The 16,965-nt window shown below is 73.9% G+C and carries 11 protein-coding genes and 1 pseudogene; 3 read left to right on the top strand and 9 right to left on the bottom strand.

The features are described from left to right. Positions 1-25 precede the first annotated feature (25 nt). The 4 genes from OYE22_RS13665 to OYE22_RS13650 all read right to left on the bottom strand — a co-directional run bounded on the left by OYE22_RS13665 (position 26) and on the right by OYE22_RS13650 (position 5,494). Entirely contained in the window at positions 26-1,930 is a 1,905-nt protein-coding gene (locus OYE22_RS13665) for an alkyl sulfatase dimerization domain-containing protein (RefSeq protein WP_277320658.1), read from the bottom strand. Positions 1,931-2,284: 354 nt separating this feature from the next. Next, positions 2,285-3,910 (bottom strand): hypothetical protein, encoded by a 1,626-nt coding sequence (locus OYE22_RS13660; protein WP_277320657.1) that lies wholly within the window; start codon positions 3,908-3,910, stop codon positions 2,285-2,287. Between the two features lies 1 nt (position 3,911). After that, the gene (locus OYE22_RS13655; RefSeq protein ID WP_277320656.1) at positions 3,912-4,580 is read right to left on the bottom strand and encodes an ABC transporter ATP-binding protein; all 669 of its coding nucleotides are present in this window, start codon (positions 4,578-4,580) and stop codon (positions 3,912-3,914) included. Positions 4,581-4,765: 185 nt separating this feature from the next. Continuing rightward, positions 4,766-5,494 carry a TetR/AcrR family transcriptional regulator gene (locus OYE22_RS13650; RefSeq protein WP_277320655.1) on the bottom strand — a complete coding sequence of 243 codons (729 nt, stop codon included), beginning with the start codon at positions 5,492-5,494 and terminating at the stop codon, positions 4,766-4,768. 256 nt (positions 5,495-5,750) lie between these two features. On the opposite strand from OYE22_RS13650, the gene OYE22_RS13645 reads away from it, so the two are divergent. Continuing rightward, on the top strand, positions 5,751-7,538 hold the full coding sequence (locus OYE22_RS13645) for a CocE/NonD family hydrolase (RefSeq protein WP_277320654.1): 1,788 nt from the start codon (positions 5,751-5,753) through the stop codon (positions 7,536-7,538). Positions 7,539-7,893: 355 nt separating this feature from the next. Here OYE22_RS13645 and OYE22_RS13640 read toward each other — a convergent pair. Beyond that, positions 7,894-8,832 (bottom strand): annotated as a pseudogene (locus tag OYE22_RS13640) (Ppx/GppA family phosphatase); the annotation flags it as partial. Positions 8,833-9,131: 299 nt separating this feature from the next. Between OYE22_RS13640 and OYE22_RS13635 the strand changes: the two are divergent. Together OYE22_RS13635 and OYE22_RS13630 are read left to right on the top strand one after the other, a co-directional pair. Further along, positions 9,132-9,605, top strand: coding sequence for an SRPBCC family protein (locus tag OYE22_RS13635; RefSeq protein WP_277320653.1), 474 nt, complete (start codon positions 9,132-9,134; stop codon positions 9,603-9,605). 278 nt (positions 9,606-9,883) lie between these two features. Continuing rightward, positions 9,884-12,337 carry a molybdopterin-dependent oxidoreductase gene (locus OYE22_RS13630; protein ID WP_277320652.1) on the top strand — a complete coding sequence of 818 codons (2,454 nt, stop codon included), beginning with the start codon at positions 9,884-9,886 and terminating at the stop codon, positions 12,335-12,337. A gap of 51 nt (positions 12,338-12,388) precedes the next feature. Here OYE22_RS13630 and OYE22_RS13625 read toward each other — a convergent pair whose 3' ends face one another. The 4 genes from OYE22_RS13625 to OYE22_RS13610 all read right to left on the bottom strand — a co-directional run bounded on the left by OYE22_RS13625 (position 12,389) and on the right by OYE22_RS13610 (position 16,926). Further along, positions 12,389-12,922, bottom strand: a complete 534-nt coding sequence (locus tag OYE22_RS13625; protein WP_277320651.1) for a hypothetical protein — start codon at positions 12,920-12,922, stop codon at positions 12,389-12,391. 93 nt (positions 12,923-13,015) lie between these two features. Continuing rightward, positions 13,016-14,818 (bottom strand): hypothetical protein, encoded by a 1,803-nt coding sequence (locus OYE22_RS13620; protein WP_277324123.1) that lies wholly within the window; start codon positions 14,816-14,818, stop codon positions 13,016-13,018. A gap of 170 nt (positions 14,819-14,988) precedes the next feature. Continuing rightward, positions 14,989-16,182 (bottom strand): 5'-methylthioadenosine/S-adenosylhomocysteine nucleosidase, encoded by a 1,194-nt coding sequence (locus tag OYE22_RS13615; protein ID WP_277320650.1) that lies wholly within the window; start codon positions 16,180-16,182, stop codon positions 14,989-14,991. Continuing rightward, positions 16,183-16,926, bottom strand: a complete 744-nt coding sequence (locus OYE22_RS13610) for an NUDIX domain-containing protein (RefSeq protein ID WP_277320649.1) — start codon at positions 16,924-16,926, stop codon at positions 16,183-16,185. It lies immediately after the preceding gene. Between the last annotated feature and the right edge of the window lie 39 nt (positions 16,927-16,965).

Raw genomic sequence — 16,965 nt, 5'->3', positions numbered from 1 at the left:
CCGGGGGGCGGTACCGGTCGCCGGGTCAGGGGGTGACGATGGCGAAGTCGGGGTCCGGGTCGCTCAGGTAACCGAGGAGTTCGGCCAGTTTCGTCGGGTCGCCGGTGGCCGTGACGCTCGCGCGGGTGGCCAGGTCGCGGGGGTCGACAGCGCCGAGCAGGACCGCGCGCAGGGTGGCCTCGTCCAGGGTGAACGTGGCGTCCGGGTCCGGGGCGGTGGCCGGGTTGGTGCCGGCGGTGTGGGTGAGGACGCCGTTGCGTAGCCGCAGGGTGAGTGGTTCGCCGTCCGCCAGCTCGAACCGTACGGTCACGGCCGCATCCCAGCTTCGCGGGCCGTCGACGCGGATGGCGAGGGCGTCGCAGAGCTGGTCCAGTGTCAGGGCCGCCAGCAGGTCGGGGGCGACGGTGGAGGTGGGGGTGCCGATGGCGCCGTGGCGTAGTTCCAGCGCGCCCGTCAGGTAGAAGTTGCGCCACGTCCCGTTCTCGCTGCCGTACCCGAGCTGCTCCAGGGCGTCGGCCTGCAACCGCCGCGCGCCGGCGTGCTCCGGATCGGCGAAGAGCACGTGGTGGACGACCTGGACCACCCAGCGGAAGTCGCCTTCGGCGAAGGACCGTTGGGCGCGCCGTACCACCTCGTCCGCGCCGCCCATGAACTCCACGTACCGCCGGGCCGCCGCGACGGGTGGGTGTTCCCACAGGTGGGCCGGGTTGCCGTCGAACCAGCCCAGGTAGCGCTGGTAGACGGCCTTGGTGTTGTGACTGACCGAGCCGTAGTAACCGTGGGTGTGCCAGGCGCGTTCCAAAGCCGGGGGCATTTCGATCGTCTCGGCGATCTCCGGGGCGGTCAGACCCTGGTTGAGCAGGCGCAGCGTCTGGTCGTGCAGGTACGCGTACAGGTCGCGCTGTTCGCCGAGGTACGTCAGGACGCGGTCGCGGCCCCACACCGGCCAGTGGTGGGAGGCGAAGGCGATGTCGGAGGCGGCACCGAAGAGGGTGGCGGCCTCGGTGAGGTAGCGGGCCCACACGCGCGGGTCGCGGACCTGGGCGCCGCGCAGGGTGAGCAGGTTGTGCAGGTTGTGGGTGGCGTTCTCCGCCATGCACAGCGCCGCGTGGTCGGGGAAGTGGATGTTCAGCTCGGCCGGGGCCTCGGTGCCGGGGGTGAGCTGGAAGACCATCCGGACACCGTCGACCGTCTCCGTCTGTCCGGTGTGGGTGATGTCCAGCGTGGGCGGGATCAGGCCGACCGACCCGGTGGAGGTGGTCTGCCCGAGGCCGGCCCCGATCTGCCCGCGCTCGCCCTTGGGGAGCGTGGCGCCGTACATGTACGCGGCGCGGCGGTTCATCGCCGCGCCGGCGTAGACGTTCTCGCTGACGGCGTGTTCGAGGAAGCCCACGGGCGCGATGACCGGCAGCCCGGCGGCGACCTCGGCGTCGCCGACGACGCCCCGCACGCCGCCGAAGTGGTCGGCGTGGCTGTGCGTGTAGAGCACCCCGCTGACCGGCCGGTCGCCGCGGTGCGCGCGGTACAGGGCGAGGCCGGCGGCGGCGGTCTCGGCGCACAGCAGCGGGTCGATCACGAACACGCCGCGTTCGCCCTCGACCAGCGTCATGTTGGACAGGTCGAAGCCGCGCACCTGGTAGACGCCCGGCACGACCTCGAACAGGCCGTGGTCGGCGGCCAGCCTGCTCTGCCGCCACAGGCTCGGGTTCGCGGTGTCCGGGCAGTCCCGCGCCAGGAAGCCGTACGCGTCCAGGTCCCAGACCACCCGCCCGTCGGCGGCCCGGACGAGGTTCTCGTCGGCCGTGCCCAGGAAGCCGCGTCGGGCGTCGTCGAGGTCGCGCGTGTCGTCGAAGGGGAAGCGCTGCCGGACCGCCTGGTTGGCCGCGACGATCGCCGGCTCCGCGGGCTTGCCGCCCCTGTTCTCCGGCATCGGCGTCTCCCTGGCAGGCGGTGGGTGGCGGATGGTGGGCGGCGGGTGGTGGCCGACGGGCCGTCCGTACGACGGCGGCCGGGCCCCACCGCCACCCTCGCCCGGCAGCGGGAGCCAGACCACCGGGTGTACGCCGTCGGGGGGAGCGCGGTGTTCGGGTCGTACGCCGGTGGCGGAGGGCGCACGCGCCGCTGACGTGGGCGTGGACGTGTGCGTGTACGTGCACGTGTACGTCGGCGTGGTCGTGTACGTGGGCGTGATGGGCGGCTTGGCGTACACGTCCGGGTTCGGCTCGTCGCCCGAGCCCGAGCCCTTCGAGGCCAGCCGCGTCACCCCCGGCCGGCAGGGACCCGCTCAGCCCCGCAGCACCCGCCGTCCCGTACGCCACGCCCACCACAGGCCCGCCGCTCCGGCGGCCAACAGCCACAGCAGGGCCAGCGCGAAAGCGAGCGGGGTGAACCCGCTGGCCCGAGCCGTGGCGACCAGGACCGGAGTCGTGGCGCCCAGCAGCACCAGCGGGCCACGGAGGTACCAGGCCACCGCCTGCGGGCCGCCCGTGTTGCCCATCGGGGTCTCGACGCCGATCAGCACGTGCGGCGGCACGGGCCCCCGGTACGCGCTGACCAGCGCCGCCGCCACGTACGCCGGAACCGCCGCGACCAGCAGCGCGAGCCCGGGTTGCCACCGGCCGGCCAGCGCGCAGAGCACGGCGCCCGCGCCCGTGCCGGCCAGCAGCGCGGCGCCCGGCACGAGCGCGTGCCACAGGGCGAGGGCGCCCGCCGTGGTGGGCAGCGGCGCGGCGCGCCGGATGTCGTCGGCCTCGACGCGGGCGGGTTCGGCGAGTTGGGCCGCGGCCAGGTAGCCCGCGACGGCCGCGCCCGCGACGGCGACCAGTTGCGCGCCGTCGCGCGCCGTGGGGGCGTACGCCGTGAGCGCCACCGAGGCCGCCGTCCACAGGGCGGCCCAGGCCAGGCGGGCGGGGGCGCGGAGCAGGCCGGTCGCGTCGCGCCAGGGGATGAGCAGCCAGCGGTGGCGGGGCGGGGGCAGCCGCAGCCGGGGGCGGGCGCCGGGGGTGCCGAGGGTGCGTACGGCGCCTCGGGCCTGGCGCAGGTCGAGGGCGAACAGTGCCGCCGTGACCTGCGCGGCGACCGTCGCGCGCCGGCGCAGCGCGGCCAGCGGTATCAGGGGAGCCGCCCGGCGCGCGGCCCACACCGCCAGCGCCGCACACCCGGCCGCCAGCGCCGTCGCCACGCGCCAGCCGGGGGCCGGCCCGTCCACGGCCGCGACCAGCGGCTGCGCCGCCCAGCCCCAGGGGCCCGACCACAGGCACACCGCGCCGAGCCAGGACGGCACGCCGCAGGCCACGCCCAGCGCTCCGCCGGCGCACAGCGCGGCGATCGCCGCGCGCGTGGCGCGCAGCACGCCCGTCCCACGCCGGAGCAGCGACGGCTCGTGGCGCTCGACGGCCACGCCGAGCGCGCCGCCGACCAGCGCCGTGCACAGGCCGGCCCACCCGCCGGCCGCGGTGGCGCCGGCCCATGGCGCGCCCCGCAGGGCGGAGAGCAGGAAGCCGGCCACGCCGCCCGCGATGGCGCCGCCTGTCGCGGCGAGGCCCAGCGCGGCCAGCAGGCGTGGCAGCACCACCGGACCGCGCGCCAGCGGGGCCGACAACAGCCAGGTCAGCGCGGGCCGTTCGACGGTCACCGGGCCCCGCCAGGTCGCGCCGTAACCCATCAGGAGCAGGGCCACGAGCAGCGCCGCCGGCGCGAGCAGGGGCAGGGCGTCCAGGGTGTGCGCGCCGAGCGCGCCGCCCCGCGCGCCGTCGCCGCCCGACCGGGCGGCCGCCAGCAGGAGCGGCAGCCCCCACACGCCCCCGATGAGGGCGCCGGCGTACGCCGCGAACCACGCGCTCCTGCGCTTCGCCCTGCGCGCGCCGGCGCGCACCTCGTGGAGGTAGGCCAGGGCCGGATGGGTCGCCACCTCAGCCCTCGCCCGCCGCCCCGGCCGGCGTGGTGTCGAGCCGGACCACCCGGTCGGCCACCGCGCGCAGGCCCTCGTGGTGGGTCGCCAGCAACACGGCGGTCCCCGCGTCCCGGTGCGCGGCCAGCCGGCGCGCCAACTCCCCCCGCGCGTGCGCGTCCAGCCGCTGTTCGGGCTCGTCTAGGACGAGCAGTTCGTGCGGCCGTACGAACGCCGAGGCCAGCAGCAGCGCCTGGGCCTGCCCGGAGGACAGCGCGGCGGGCAGCAGGTCGGCGTGGTCGGTCAGCCGGTACGCGGCGAGTTCGGCCGCCACCGCCTCCTCGGCCGCCGTCACGCGCAGCCCGTGCGCCAGCGCGACCAGCAGCAGGTGCTCACGCGCCGTCAGGTCCGGGTAGTGCGCGCCGGCGTCCAGCACTGTGGCGACGCGCGCCCGTACGCCCGCCTCGTCCTCGTCGATCGGGGACCCGGCGAACTCCACCGTCCCCCGCGACGGTTGCTCCCGTCCGACGGCCAGCCGCAGCAGCGTCGACTTGCCCGAGCCGTTGTCGCCCACCAGCGCCACGCACTCGCCGCGCGCCACCTCCAGCGTCACCGCCCGCAGCACCGGCCGGTCCCCGTACCGCCGTCCGACCCCCGTCAGCCGCAGGAGCGCCGCGCTCTCGTCCGTCACCGGGCTCACAGTAGGCGGCGGCCCCGACGCCGCCGCGCGAGGGGGGGCCGGAGAGGCCGGGTGAGGGGCCGGGGGGCCGGGCGCGAGGGCACGCCGCGTACGAGACGGCGAGACGACGAGACAGTGAGTTGGCGGGTCGGTGGCTCGGTGGCTCGGTGGCTCGGTGGGTCGGGTGGGTCGGCCGGTCAGGCGGCGGCGTCGAGGCCGTCGATCAGGCGGCCCAGGAAGCGGCCGAAGGTGGCCTCGGGGGACAGCGGGCGGCCCGGCGAGGCGAGGGCCGCGGCGAGTTCCGGGTGCTGACCGTCGGCGGCGACGGTGGCCAGGTAGCGGGCCTCGGCCGCGGCGCGGTCGGCGGACCGCGCGGCAGCGGCCTGCGCCAACTCGTGCCCGACGTGGCCGCTCACGAACGCGGTGAGCTGGGCGAAGACCTCCAGCTTCGACGCGCCGTCCAACCCGGTGGGCCGCAGGATCGTGAGCACGTGCTCCAGGAAGGCCAGGGTGTTCGGGCCGGGGCTGCGGCGGGTGGCCAGGGCGGCGGGCAGCCACGGGTGGCGCAGCATGTGGGAGCGCTGGAGGTGGGCGACGGCCTTCAGGTCGGCGCGCCAGTCGCCGCTGGGCGTGATGGGCGGGCCCGACGCGGTGAGTTCGCCGCTGACGTGGTCGACCATCAGCTCCAGCAGCGTCTCCTTGTCGGGCGCGTAGCTGTAGAGCGACATGACGCCGGCCCCGACCCGCGCGGCGACCCGGCGCATGGTGACCGCTTCGAGGCCCTCCGCGTCGGCCAGCGCGACGGCCGCCGCCGTGATCGCCTCCCGGCTGTAGGCGGGCCGGCGGCCCCTGCGGGGTTGCGGGTCGCCCAGCCAGAGCCGCTCGGGGTCGATCCCCGCCGCACCGGCGTCCGGGTCACGGGTCACGGCCGCACCCTCCTCATCCTTCGGTACCTCGGTACCTCGGTTCATCGGTTTCCCGGTTCACCGGCGAACGTCGCGGCGCCCGGCACCGGCTCCAGCGGACTCCGGCCGTCGCGACCAATCAGCGTCGGAGAGTGCCAGAGAGCGTCGGAGAGTGCCGGCACCGTGCGGTGCCAGCGCCGGGGAGTGCCGGCTCCCGTGGGTGCCCATCCAAGCATCCCCTATTCTCGTACGACGTACGCGAATGAGGAGGGTGACGATGGCAGCACGCACACACGGCCCCGCGCCGACCCCGACCTGGGCGCCGCCGCCCGGGAAGCCGCCGCTGGCCGCCCGGCTGGCGCGGGCCACCTGGCGCGGGCTGCCGGCCCGGCGGTACGCGGCGGGCTGGGAACCGGGCCTGGCCGTCCCCGCCGCCGACGGCAGCCCGCTGCTCACCGACCACTACTTCCCGCGCGCCACGGGCGACTTCCCCACCCTCCTCGTGCGCTCGCCCTACGGCCGGGGCTTCCCGTGGTCCGCGCAGTTCGGCATCCTCTTCGCCGAACAGGGCTTCCACGTGGTCCTCCAGAGCTGCCGCGGCACCGGCGGCTCGGGCGGCGCGTTCCACCTGTGGCGCAACGAGACCCCCGACGGCCTGGCCACGGTGGCGTGGCTGCGCGAGCAGCCCTGGTTCAACGGCGCGCTGGGCACCGTGGGCCCCAGCTACCTGGGGTACGCGCAGTGGGCGCTGGCCGTGGACCCGCCGCCGGAGTTGCGGGCGATGGTGGTCCAGGTCGGGCTGCACGACCCGTACGCCCTCTTCCACACCCGGGGCGCGCTCCAACTGGAGAACGCCCTCGCCGTCGGTGCCGGCCTGACCTACCAGCACCAGGGCTGGCGGCCGTTCCTGAAGGCGATCCTGCGCCTCCAGCGTCGGCTGCGCGCGGTCACCCAGGCCCAGCCGCTGCGCACCGCCTACCCCGAGGCCCTCGGCGGCCCGCTGCCCTGGCTGGACGACGTGCTGACGCACCCGGACGCCGACGACCCGTACTGGAGCGGCGCCTCACTGGCGCACGTCGCGGCCGGCTCGCGGGTGCCGACCAGCCTGATCACCGGGTGGCACGACGTGCTGGCCGACCAGACCTTCGAGCAGTACGCGCGGCTGCGGCGGGCCGGCCGCGAGGCCGCCCTGCTCATCGGCCCCTGGACGCACACCTCGGCGCTGCGACAAGGCTGGCCCGAGGTGTTCGCCGAAAGCCTCGGCTGGCTGCGCGCGCACCTGTGCGCCGAGCCGTCCGAACCGCGCCGGGCGCGGGCGCGCGTGCACGTCGGCGGCGCGGACGTCTGGCGCGACCTGGCCGACTGGCCCCCCGCCGGGGCCGTCGCCCCGTGGTTCCCCGCCCCGGACGGGCACCTGACCCGGCAGGCCACCGAGGTCCGCGCACCGCTCGCCTCGTTCCGCTACGACCCGGCCGACCCCACCCCGTCCGTCGGCGGCCCGCTGCTCTCCCGCGCCGCCGGCCCCCGCGACAACGGCCGCCTGGAGGCCCGGGACGACGTCCTGACCTTCACCAGCCCCCCGCTCGCCGAGCCGATCGACATCGTCGGCCCGGTCTCGGCCCGGCTGAGCGTCAGCACGGACGGCGGCGAGGCCGACCTGTTCACCCGGCTGTGCGACGTGGACGAGCGAGGCCGTTCCGTCAACGTCTGCGACGGGCTCGGCCGCATACGCGCGGCCGAGCGGGCCCCCGCGTACGTCACGGTCCCGATGAGCGCCACCGCCCACCGCTTCGCCGCCGGCCACCGCGTCCGCTGGCAGCTCAGCGGCGGCGCCCACCCGCGCTACGCGCGCGGCTCCAGCACGGCCGAACCGCCCGTCGACGCCACCACGTTCACGCCGGTACGCGTCACCGTCCACACGGACTCGACCCTGTTCCTGCCCCACGTCACCGGGCCCGAGCCCGCAGCCGAGTCCGAGTCCGTGGCTGAGCACGAGGCCGAGTCCGTGGTCGAGCCCGCCGCCGAGCCCAAGCCCCACGCCGAGCCCGCCCCCGGCCCGGCCTGAACCACCCGCACCCGTACGAACCCGTACGCCCGCGCACTCCCTCGTACGCCCCGTACGCCGCCCGCACCTCCCACGTCTCACAGCGCCTGTGCTCGGGCTTCGCCCGCCGCGCGTTCCCGCCTCAGCGCCGCGCTTGCGCGAGGGCGACCCGCAGCGGGCGATGGCCCGTCGCACCACCGCCCGGGGATGACGGCTGTCCCAGGGACGGCGGATGCCCCAGGGGCTGCTGGGCCAGGGGTGGCGCCGGTGCCAGGGACGAGGCCGCCTCCGGCGCCGCCGCCCCGTCCGGGTGCGGTGGCGTGGCCGCTACGGGCGGCGCGGACTCCAACGGCCAGCCGGCCGCCTCCGGGTGCTCGACCTCGGCCCACCAGTCGGGGCCGTCCTCCAGGTAGCGCAGCAGGATGCCCTCACGCACCGCCCAGGGGCAGATGACCAGGGAGTGCACGCCGCTGAGCTTCATCGCCGTGTGGCCCACGACCGCGCCGGCCAGGCTCTGGCGGGCCCGGGGTCTGGTGATGCCGGGGAGTTCGGCCCGCTGCTCGGCGGGGAGCGCGGCCAACCGGTCGATCGCCACGCGCAGGTCGCGGCGGCGCAGCACGCGCTTGACGAACGGGCCGTGCCGCCCGGGCGCCGCCCCGCACAGCCGCGCCAACTGCTGGAACGTGCGCGAGGTGGCGACCGAGGTGTGCGGCGCCTCCCAGCGGATGCGGGTGGCGACGTCGCGGAGTTGGTGGCGCACCCGGCGCCGCAGGGCGACGATGTCGGCGGCCGACGGCGGGTCGCCGGCGTGCAGGAACTCGTTGGTGAGCCGGTTCGCGCCCAGCGGCAGCGAGACCGCGAAGTCGGGCATCCGGCCCCGGCCGAAGGCGACCTCGAGTGAGCCGCCGCCGATGTCGAACACGGACAGCGGGCCCGCGCTCCAGCCCATCCAGCGCCGGGCCCCGAGGAACGTCAGATGGGCCTCCACCTCGCCCGGGAGCACCCGCAGGCTCAACCCGGTCCGCTCGCGCACCGTCCGCAGGACCCTCGCCCGGTCGGGCGCCTCGCGCACCACGGTGGTGGCGAACGCCAACGGCTCCGGCGCGCCCCAGCGGGCGGCCGTCTCCGTCGCCGCCCGCACCGCCGTCAGCAGCCGCTCGGTGGCCGCCTCGCCGAGCTGCCCCTGCGCCCCCACCTGTTCGGAAAGCCGCAGCTTCCACTTGGCGGTGTGGACCGGGAGCGGCACTCCGTCCCTCGTGTCACTCACGGCAAGCCGGACGGTGTTCGACCCGATGTCGAGCACGCTTAACCTCATGGACTCCTGATACCCCCCTCGATGACACGGGATGCCAGGGAAACACACAACCGGGCCCGACGGGTCCGGATCGCTTCCCCGCGCGGCGCAAATCGAACTACGCCACCGAGACCGCCCCCGCCCGCGCGACGCGCGCGTACCCGACGACGGCGCGCCAACCCCTGCGGACCGGCCACGAGATGAGGACGGAACGGGCGGTCATCACGGCGCCGTTCCTGGGTACCCGGCGTCGTGCACACCCCGGAAGGGTCGGCCCGCCCACGGTGGCCGGCCCCGAGACGAACCGACGAGGAGGTTCCGTGAGCACGGTCAAGGAAACGGTCGAGGTGGCGGTTCCGCTGAGCAGGGCGTACGACCAGTGGACGCAGTTCGAGGAGTTCCCGCGCTTCATGGAGGGGGTCGAGGAGGTCAGGCAGCTCGACGATCGCCGTAACCACTGGACCACCAAGATCGGCGGCGTGCGGCGCGAGTTCGACACGGAGATCGTCGACCAGCTCCCGGACGACCGGATCACCTGGCGGACCATCGACGGCGAAACCCAGCAGCGCGGCACGGTCCGCTTCGAGCGGCTGGACGAGACGCGCACCCGGGTGGAGCTGACGATGGACGTCGAGCCCACCGGTGTCGCCGAGAAGGGCGCGGACGCGCTGGGCGTCATCGGTCGCCGGGTGACGGGTGACCTGAACCGCTTCAAGGACTTCGTGGAGCGCGGCGGCACCAGCGGCAGTTGGCGCGGCCGCATCCGCCCGGGCGACGCCGGCGCCTCCGCCTGACGGACCCCGCGTCTCCAGATCGCGCGGCACCGGACCGCGCGGCACCGGACCGCGCGTCGCCGCGACGAGGATCGGCGGATCAGCCGGCCACCCCGTGCCCGCACCGGCGTGCGTACGCCGTGCGGGGCACGGGGCCGTCGCCCGGCCGCGCGTGGCACCCGATGCCGACGGCGGTGCGCCACAGTGGGCGGCGGGCGCGTCGCGGCCCCGGGCGCGGAGCGCGCCGCCCGCCCGCCGCCGGAGCGCCGCGCCCCCGGAACGGAACGCGGAGGTCGAACATGCAGCCCGAGGTGGACCGGATCGCCCAACCCTGGGGCGAGCGCACGCCGTACGACCGTGGCGGTACCTGGCCGGTCCGCGTCGACTCGTACCTGGAGCCCGGCATGACGGCCGACGCCGTGGAGCGGTGGGTGCCGACGGCCTCCATCCTGCACTCCAACGGGGACGCGCTGGACGTCGCGGTCGCCGGCGACCGGATCGTCGGCGTGCGCGGCCGGGCCGGTGACCGGGTGAACCACGGGCGGCTCGGTCCCAAGGACCTGTTCGGCTGGCAGGCGAACCACTCCCGCGACCGGCTGACCACACCGCTCGTACGTAGCGGGGACCGCCTCGTGCCCTGCGACTGGGACACGGCGATGGAGCGGATCACCGCCCGTACCCGTGAGCTGCTGGCCGACCAGGGCCCGGACGCGCTCGGCTTCTACACCAGCGGGCAGCTCTACCTGGAGGAGTACTACACGCTGTCGGTCATCGCCCACGCCGGCATCGGCACCAACCACCTGGACGGCAACACCCGGCTGTGCACGGCGACCGCCGCCGAGGCGCTGAAGCAGACCTTCGGCTGCGACGGCCAGCCCGCCTCGTACGCGGACGTCGACCACGCCGACGTCATCGCGCTGTTCGGGCACAACATGGCCGAGACCCAGCCCGTGCTGTGGATGCGCGTCCTGGACCGGCTCGCCGGCACCGACCCGCCGCGGCTGGTCTGCGTCGACCCGCGCCCCACCCAGGTCGCCCGGCACGCGACCGTCCACCTCGCGCCGCGCGCCGGAACCAACCTGGCGCTGCTCAACGCGCTGCTGCACGAGGTCATCCGCACCGACCGGGTGGACCACGCGTTCGTGGCCGCGCACACCGTCGGCTTCGCCGAACTCGCCGAACGCGTCGCCGACTGCACCCCGGAGTGGGCCGCCGACATCTGCGACGTGCCCGCCCGCAGCCTGCGCGAGGCCGCCGAGATCGTCGGTGGCGCCGAGCGCCTGCTGTCCACCGTGCTCCAGGGCGTCTACCAGTCACACCAGGCCACCGCGACCGCCTGCCAGGTCAACAACCTCCAGCTGATCCGCGGCATGCTCGGCCGCCCCGGCCGCGGCGTCCTCCAGATGAACGGCCAGCCCACCGCCCAGAACACCCGCGAGTGCGGCGCCAACGGCGACCTGCCGGGCTTCCGCAACTGGCAGAACCCGGCGCACGTCGCCGACCTCGCCCGGGTCTGGAACGTCGACCCCTCCCGCATCCCGCACGACGCGCCGCCCACCCCGGCGATGGAGATCTTCCGCAAGGCCGAGCAGGGCTCGATCCGCATGCTGTGGATCTCCGGCAGCAACCCCGCGGTCTCCCTGCCCGAACTGCGCCGCGTCCGCGCGATCCTCGGCCAGCCGCGCCTGTTCACCGTCGTTCAGGACCTGTACCTGACCGAGACCGCCCGCCTGGCGGACGTCGTCCTGCCCGCCGCCACCTGGGCCGAGAAGACCGGCACGTTCACCAACTCCGACCGCACCGTGCACCACTCCGACAAGGCCGTCGACCCACCCGGTGACGCCCGCCCGGACCTGGACATCTGGCTCGACTACGCCCGCCGGATGGATTTCCGCGACCGCGACGGCCACCCTCTGGTCGGCTGGCACGACGCCGAGTCGGCGTTCACGGCCTGGCAGGAGTGCAGCCGCGGCCGGCCCTGTGACTACACCGGCCTGAGCTACGAGCGGCTACGGAACGCCGACGGCATCCAGTGGCCCGCCACCCCGGCCCATCCCGAGGGCACCGAACGGCTCTACACCGACGGCATCACCTGGGCCGCCCCCGACGCCTGCGAGTCCTACGGCAAGGACCTGGCCACCGGCGACCCGGCCTCCGAGGCCGCCTACCGGCAGCTCAACCCCGAGGGCAGGGCCGTCCTCAGGTCGGCCGCGTACGCCCCACCGCACGAGCCCCCGGACCCGGCGTACCCCCTCCAACTCACCACCGGCCGCACCCTCTACCACTTCCACACCCGCACCAAGACCGGCCGCGCCCCGCAGTTGAACGCCGCGGCCCCCGAGGTGTGGGTGGAACTCTCCGCCGCGGAGGCCCGCCGGCACGGCGTGGCCGAGGGCGACCTGGTCGAGGTCGCCAGCCCCCGCGGGTCGGTACGCGGCCGGCTGCGGATCACCGACATCCGCGACGGCATGGTCTTCCTGCCGTTCCACTACGGCTACTGGGACACCTACCAGGGCGCGGGCCCAGGCGAGGCCGCCGGCCGAGCCGCGAACGAGACCACCGTCACCGACTGGGACCCGGTCTCCAAACAGCCCCTGTACAAGACCGCCGCCGCCCGCCTCACCCTGGTCGAACCCGCCCGAGGCACCCCCAGCCCCGCCCCGACCACCACGGCCTCCGCCCCCACCGACCCCCACGCGGCACCACCGACGACGGGCGGACCGTCGGCGGTGGCGCGGCAGCGCTCGGGGTAGGGGAGCGGCCGGGACGGGGCGTGGCACGCGGGGCGGTTCGGCACGGCCGCGCTACCACTCCGCGTAGCGCAGGAACTGCCAGCCCAGTACGGCCAGGGCCAGCGTCTGCGCGACGGAGACGAGCACGAGTGGCGGCCGGGCGGCGGGGGAGCACCAGAACGCGCTCACGCAGATCATCGGCAGCGCCGCGTACGTGAACAGGTCCACGGCGGTCTGGAGCCGTTTGCGCGTGGTGCGGCTCGCGTCGTCCCGGTGGTAGAGCTCCCAGCCGAACACCGCGCCGGGCGCGCCGCTGAGTTCGGCCAGCCGTGGCCCCAGCCGCTCGCGGATGTAGCAGCCGACCGCGGAGATCTTCTCGTCGTTGACCAGGTAGGTCCAGCCGAGGATCAGGCAGACGACGGGGACGGCGAGCAGGAGTTGGGGCTGCCCGCTGTGGACGGTGGTCGCCAGGATCGCGGTGACCGCGGCGAGCGTGAAGTAGAGCAGGTTGTCGCGGAATCCGATGCGGGTCTTCTGCTCCTCCTTGATGCGGTCGTACTCGGCCAGCAGCAGTCTGCTCTCGGTGATGTCCTCTGTCGTGGCCACGGCCCTTCCTCACCTCGGACTCCGGCTGGGGTTGTTGAGCGGGCGGGGCGGGTCAGGGCTTTGACCCCGGCCCGCCCGGTGGTGCCGGAAGACTCAGTCGGCAACGCGGAACGGCGGCAGGTTGGTGGGTTTGATGCGTTCGATCCACCCCTTTCCGTCCGCCGCGATTCCCTCCAGGAGGCGGAAGGCGTGGATGAAGCCAGCCGCGTTGAGGTTGATGTCGGCGAACTCCTGGGGGTTATCCTCCGGCGACAGTTGATGGGTGTCGGCGTCCTTGACGCGGATGCTCCTGGCCGGCCCGTTGGTGAGGACCAGCTCCAGGTCGTAGCCGGCACGGGTGTGTTCCGTGACCTGTACGGAGGACAACGCGTCGAACCGGTAGTTGCTGCGTTGCTCGTTCCCGCGCTTCGCGTCGGTGAAGTCGAACTCCTTGCTGATCTCGCGAATGCCGTCCTGGGTGACCAGGAAGAGGCGGAAGCTGTAGCGCGAGTACCGCCACGGGCCGCCCCTGACCCGCCCCCGCTTGTAGGGGCGCGCGGGTGTCATCAGGATGGTGTGGGTGATCAGGTCCCGCCAGGTGAGCTGGTAGTGGCGGAGGGCTTCGTCGACGAACAACGTCTTGTCGCAGGTGAGCCAGGTCTCCATCTCCAGCTCGCTGGGGCGCGTGGCGTCCAGGAACGACTTCCAGTTCCGGTAGGCGACCTGCCGTTCGGCCAGCCGCTCCTGGTACACCCTGGTCTCCTCGCTCAGCCGGCGCTCCTCGGCCTGGGTCGCCAGCCACGACGACGTGGCCGCGCGCCCGGACCAGACCGCGGCGACCATGGCCAGGATGGCCAGCGGCGTCTGCGGCGTGCCGGCATCCGAGGCCACGGTTCCCAGCACGGCCACGGCCGTGAGGCCGAGAAGGAGGAGGCCGCCCACGCACAGCGCCTTCGCCGTCGCGGGCGTCTCGTTCTGCTGGCGGCGGTCGAACAGGGTGCCGTTGTCGTGACGGTTTCGGGTGTCCTCGGCGAGGTAGCGGATCAGCCAGTTGACCCGTTCCACGCTGACGCGGCTCTCGCGGTAGAGGACCGCGATCTCCGTGGCCAGGCTGTCGCGGATCTCGGCGGTGTGGTCGAGCCATTCGCGCGGGGTGAACGCGTGGGGTACGCGCACACTGAAGTAGTGGTGGAACGAATGACGGACGCTCTGGGTGAAGCCCCCGGCGGAGGTGGGCTCGGCCGCGTCCCGGGCGGGGGACTCACGGTCCCTGACCTCCGTCCGATGGTTCTCGGACCACCAGGGGCGGCCGAAGTGGGCCGCGGCCAGGCCCGCTCCGAGCGCCACCAGCAGCTCGATGACCGCCGCGGCCGGGTTCGCGAGCATTGCCAGGGTCCAGAGGCCCGCCGTGACGAGCACGAAGAGGCCGACTCGTACGGGCAGGGCCGACTGGGCGGCGGCAGCGGTGCTCGGTCGGGGCGGCATGGCCCGTGGCCCGATGGGTTCGGGTTCGAAGTAGGCCCAGACCCGCTGGGCCCGGTGGTTGCTGAAGCGGGCCGCCTCGACCCGCTCGCGGTTCTCGGCCCACAGGCTGTCCTTCAGCCCTCCGGTGAGCACGTGGTCGAGGTGGTGGAGGATCGCGTCACGGTGGTGGGGCGACAGGGCACGCAACCGTTCCAGTACGCGACCTGTCTCGCCGTTCGCGGTGCTGAGCGTCGCCAGCAGTTCGAAAGCGGTGCGCAGCGCGTCTTTCCACTCGCCCTCGGCATAGGTCCGTACGAGCCCGGAGGCGTGGCGCAACCGCTGGAGTTCCTCGGTGCTGAGTTCGTGGTAGGCGCGGGCGCTGAGCATGGAAAGCACCCAGTGGAAACGGACCTCCGCGTTGTCGTACCCGTGGGCGATCGCGTCACTGATCATGTCGCGGGCGCGGCTGGGAACGCCGTCCTCCAGAAAGCGCACGCCGACCCGGTATTTCTCCTGAGGCGACGCGTCCGGGTGGACGAAGTACACGTTGGAGTTGTGTACGGTCTCGGCCTGGATGCCGACGGTGGAGTCGGCCGCCGAATTGTGCGTGAAAGCGCCGTCGTTCACGATAAGGCCCCCGCCGCCACGACCAGCGGTGCCAGCATGGCCACCAACGCGGGAAACTCCGCGACGAGGCCGCGCAACCGCTTGAGCGCCATGGTCGCCTTCTTCGCCGATTCCGGGGAGTGCTCCCGCGCCGCCTGACGGGCCAGTCCCAGCTCGGTCAGCGCCTCCCGGTAGGTGTCCGCGTCGAGGGTGCCCTCGGCGTGGTGACGCTCCAGGCGCTCGTGGAACCCGTCCAGCTCCGCGACGAGGTCCGTCGGGCCGGAGACCTTCGGGGCGGCGTTCACGTGCACGCTGCTCCCCCTGACCGAACCGGCCATGATGCCCACGGTGCTGTGGTGAGCGGTGTTGCTGACCTGGTCCGCGCGCCGGTCGGCCGCCTGGGCCTCGTCCCTGTGGGCTCTGTCCACCTGGGCCTTGTCCGCCTGGGCCATGGCGATCTGCTCCTGTTCCCCCATCAGCTCCACGGCAAGCCGGATGCCGAACGCCGCCGCGTTCGCCGCGGCCCGTGGTTGCCAGTTCCGGTCCTTCGCGCTGCTCTTCGTGCCGTCCGCCCGGTCGCTGATGCCCCGGATGATCGCCACCGGCGCCCCGTTGAGATGACCGGCCTGCGCCACGCCGGCGGCCTCCATCTCGATCGCGAGCGCGTCGTTGTAGTGCTGCCGAATCCACTGCGCGTCGGCCGAGATCCGCGAGTTCTGTACGACCTCACCGGCGGCGACCGCGCCGAAGCGCACCTGCGGCGCGCGCCCGTGACCTGGGGTGTCGTCGGCCCAGTCGTTCAGGCGAGCCAGATGCGAGCCGAGCTGGCTGATGCCGTGCGGCGCCTCCCACACCCGGGGGCGGGCCTTGCGGCCGTCGTCCTCGCTGGTCCCGCCGTGGTACGCGTACACGTGGGTCGCCATCACCACGTCGCCCAGCCTGGCGGTTTCCCACAGGGCACCGGCCACGCCGACGAACAACACGGCCACCGGCGAGAACTCCTGAATCGCGCGCTCGGCGATCACCGCGGCGGAGTGGTTTCCCTTGCTGGTCAGGCCGAGCGCGACACGACACGAGGTGCCCCGCACGGTGCCCACCTCGAACCGCGTCCCCCGCTCGTGTCGGTGGACCTGTGGGTCGGCCAGTTTCTGACGCACGGCCTGGTATTCGAGATTGAGGGCGGTGAGAACCACCACCAGGTCATTCGACATCTACTCGCTCTCCGTTCTCGTGTCTTCTTCCGACGCGGGCGGTACCGGCCGGATCAGCGGCGGAGACAACACCGTCTTCGGCCCGGCCCGGTAAAGCCGCGCGGGTCGTCCGCCCGTGGACCGGCGCCCCGAGCCGGCGGGGACGATAAATCCCTTCACGGCCTGCACTTTCCGGTAGAAATTCCGGGTGTCGAGCTTCGTGCCCCAGACCGCCTCGTACACCTGCTGCAGCTCGACGATGGTGAAGAGTTCTCCGCAGAACGCCGTGGCCAGTGCCGAGAATTCGAGCTTGGTACGGGCACGTTCGATGCCGTCCGTCAGAATGCGGTGGTGGTCGAAGGCCAGCCCGACCTCACCGGAGAGGGCGGCTTCCGCCGGAATCCACGCGGCATCCATGGCGTCCGTTCCCGCGATCGGTTCCGGAAGGCCCGGCGCGATCGCCAGATGGGCCACGGAAACGACCCGCCCTCGCGGGTCGCGGCCCACGTCGCCGTAGACGGCCAACTGTTCGAGATGCACCCAGCCGGCGGTCAGGGCGGTTTCCTCGCTCAGTTCCCGGTGCGCCGCGGCGAGGATCTCCTCACCGTCGTGATTGAGGAACCCGCCAGGCAGGGCCAGCATGCCCTGAAAAGGATCTTCGCCCCGTTTGACGAGCAGAACGCACAGGCGTCCCTCGCGCAGCGTCAGGATCACGAGATCGACCGTGAGGAGGACGGGTGGAGGTGACCAGTCATCAACTTCCATGTCGACCAAGCTACTTCAGTTTCTGTCACTTTAACAAGA

Source organism: Streptomyces sp. 71268, from assembly GCF_029392895.1.
In the GTDB taxonomy this organism is placed as follows: Bacteria; Actinomycetota; Actinomycetes; order Streptomycetales; family Streptomycetaceae; genus Streptomyces.
This window is presented reverse-complemented; position numbering and strand designations above follow the sequence as displayed.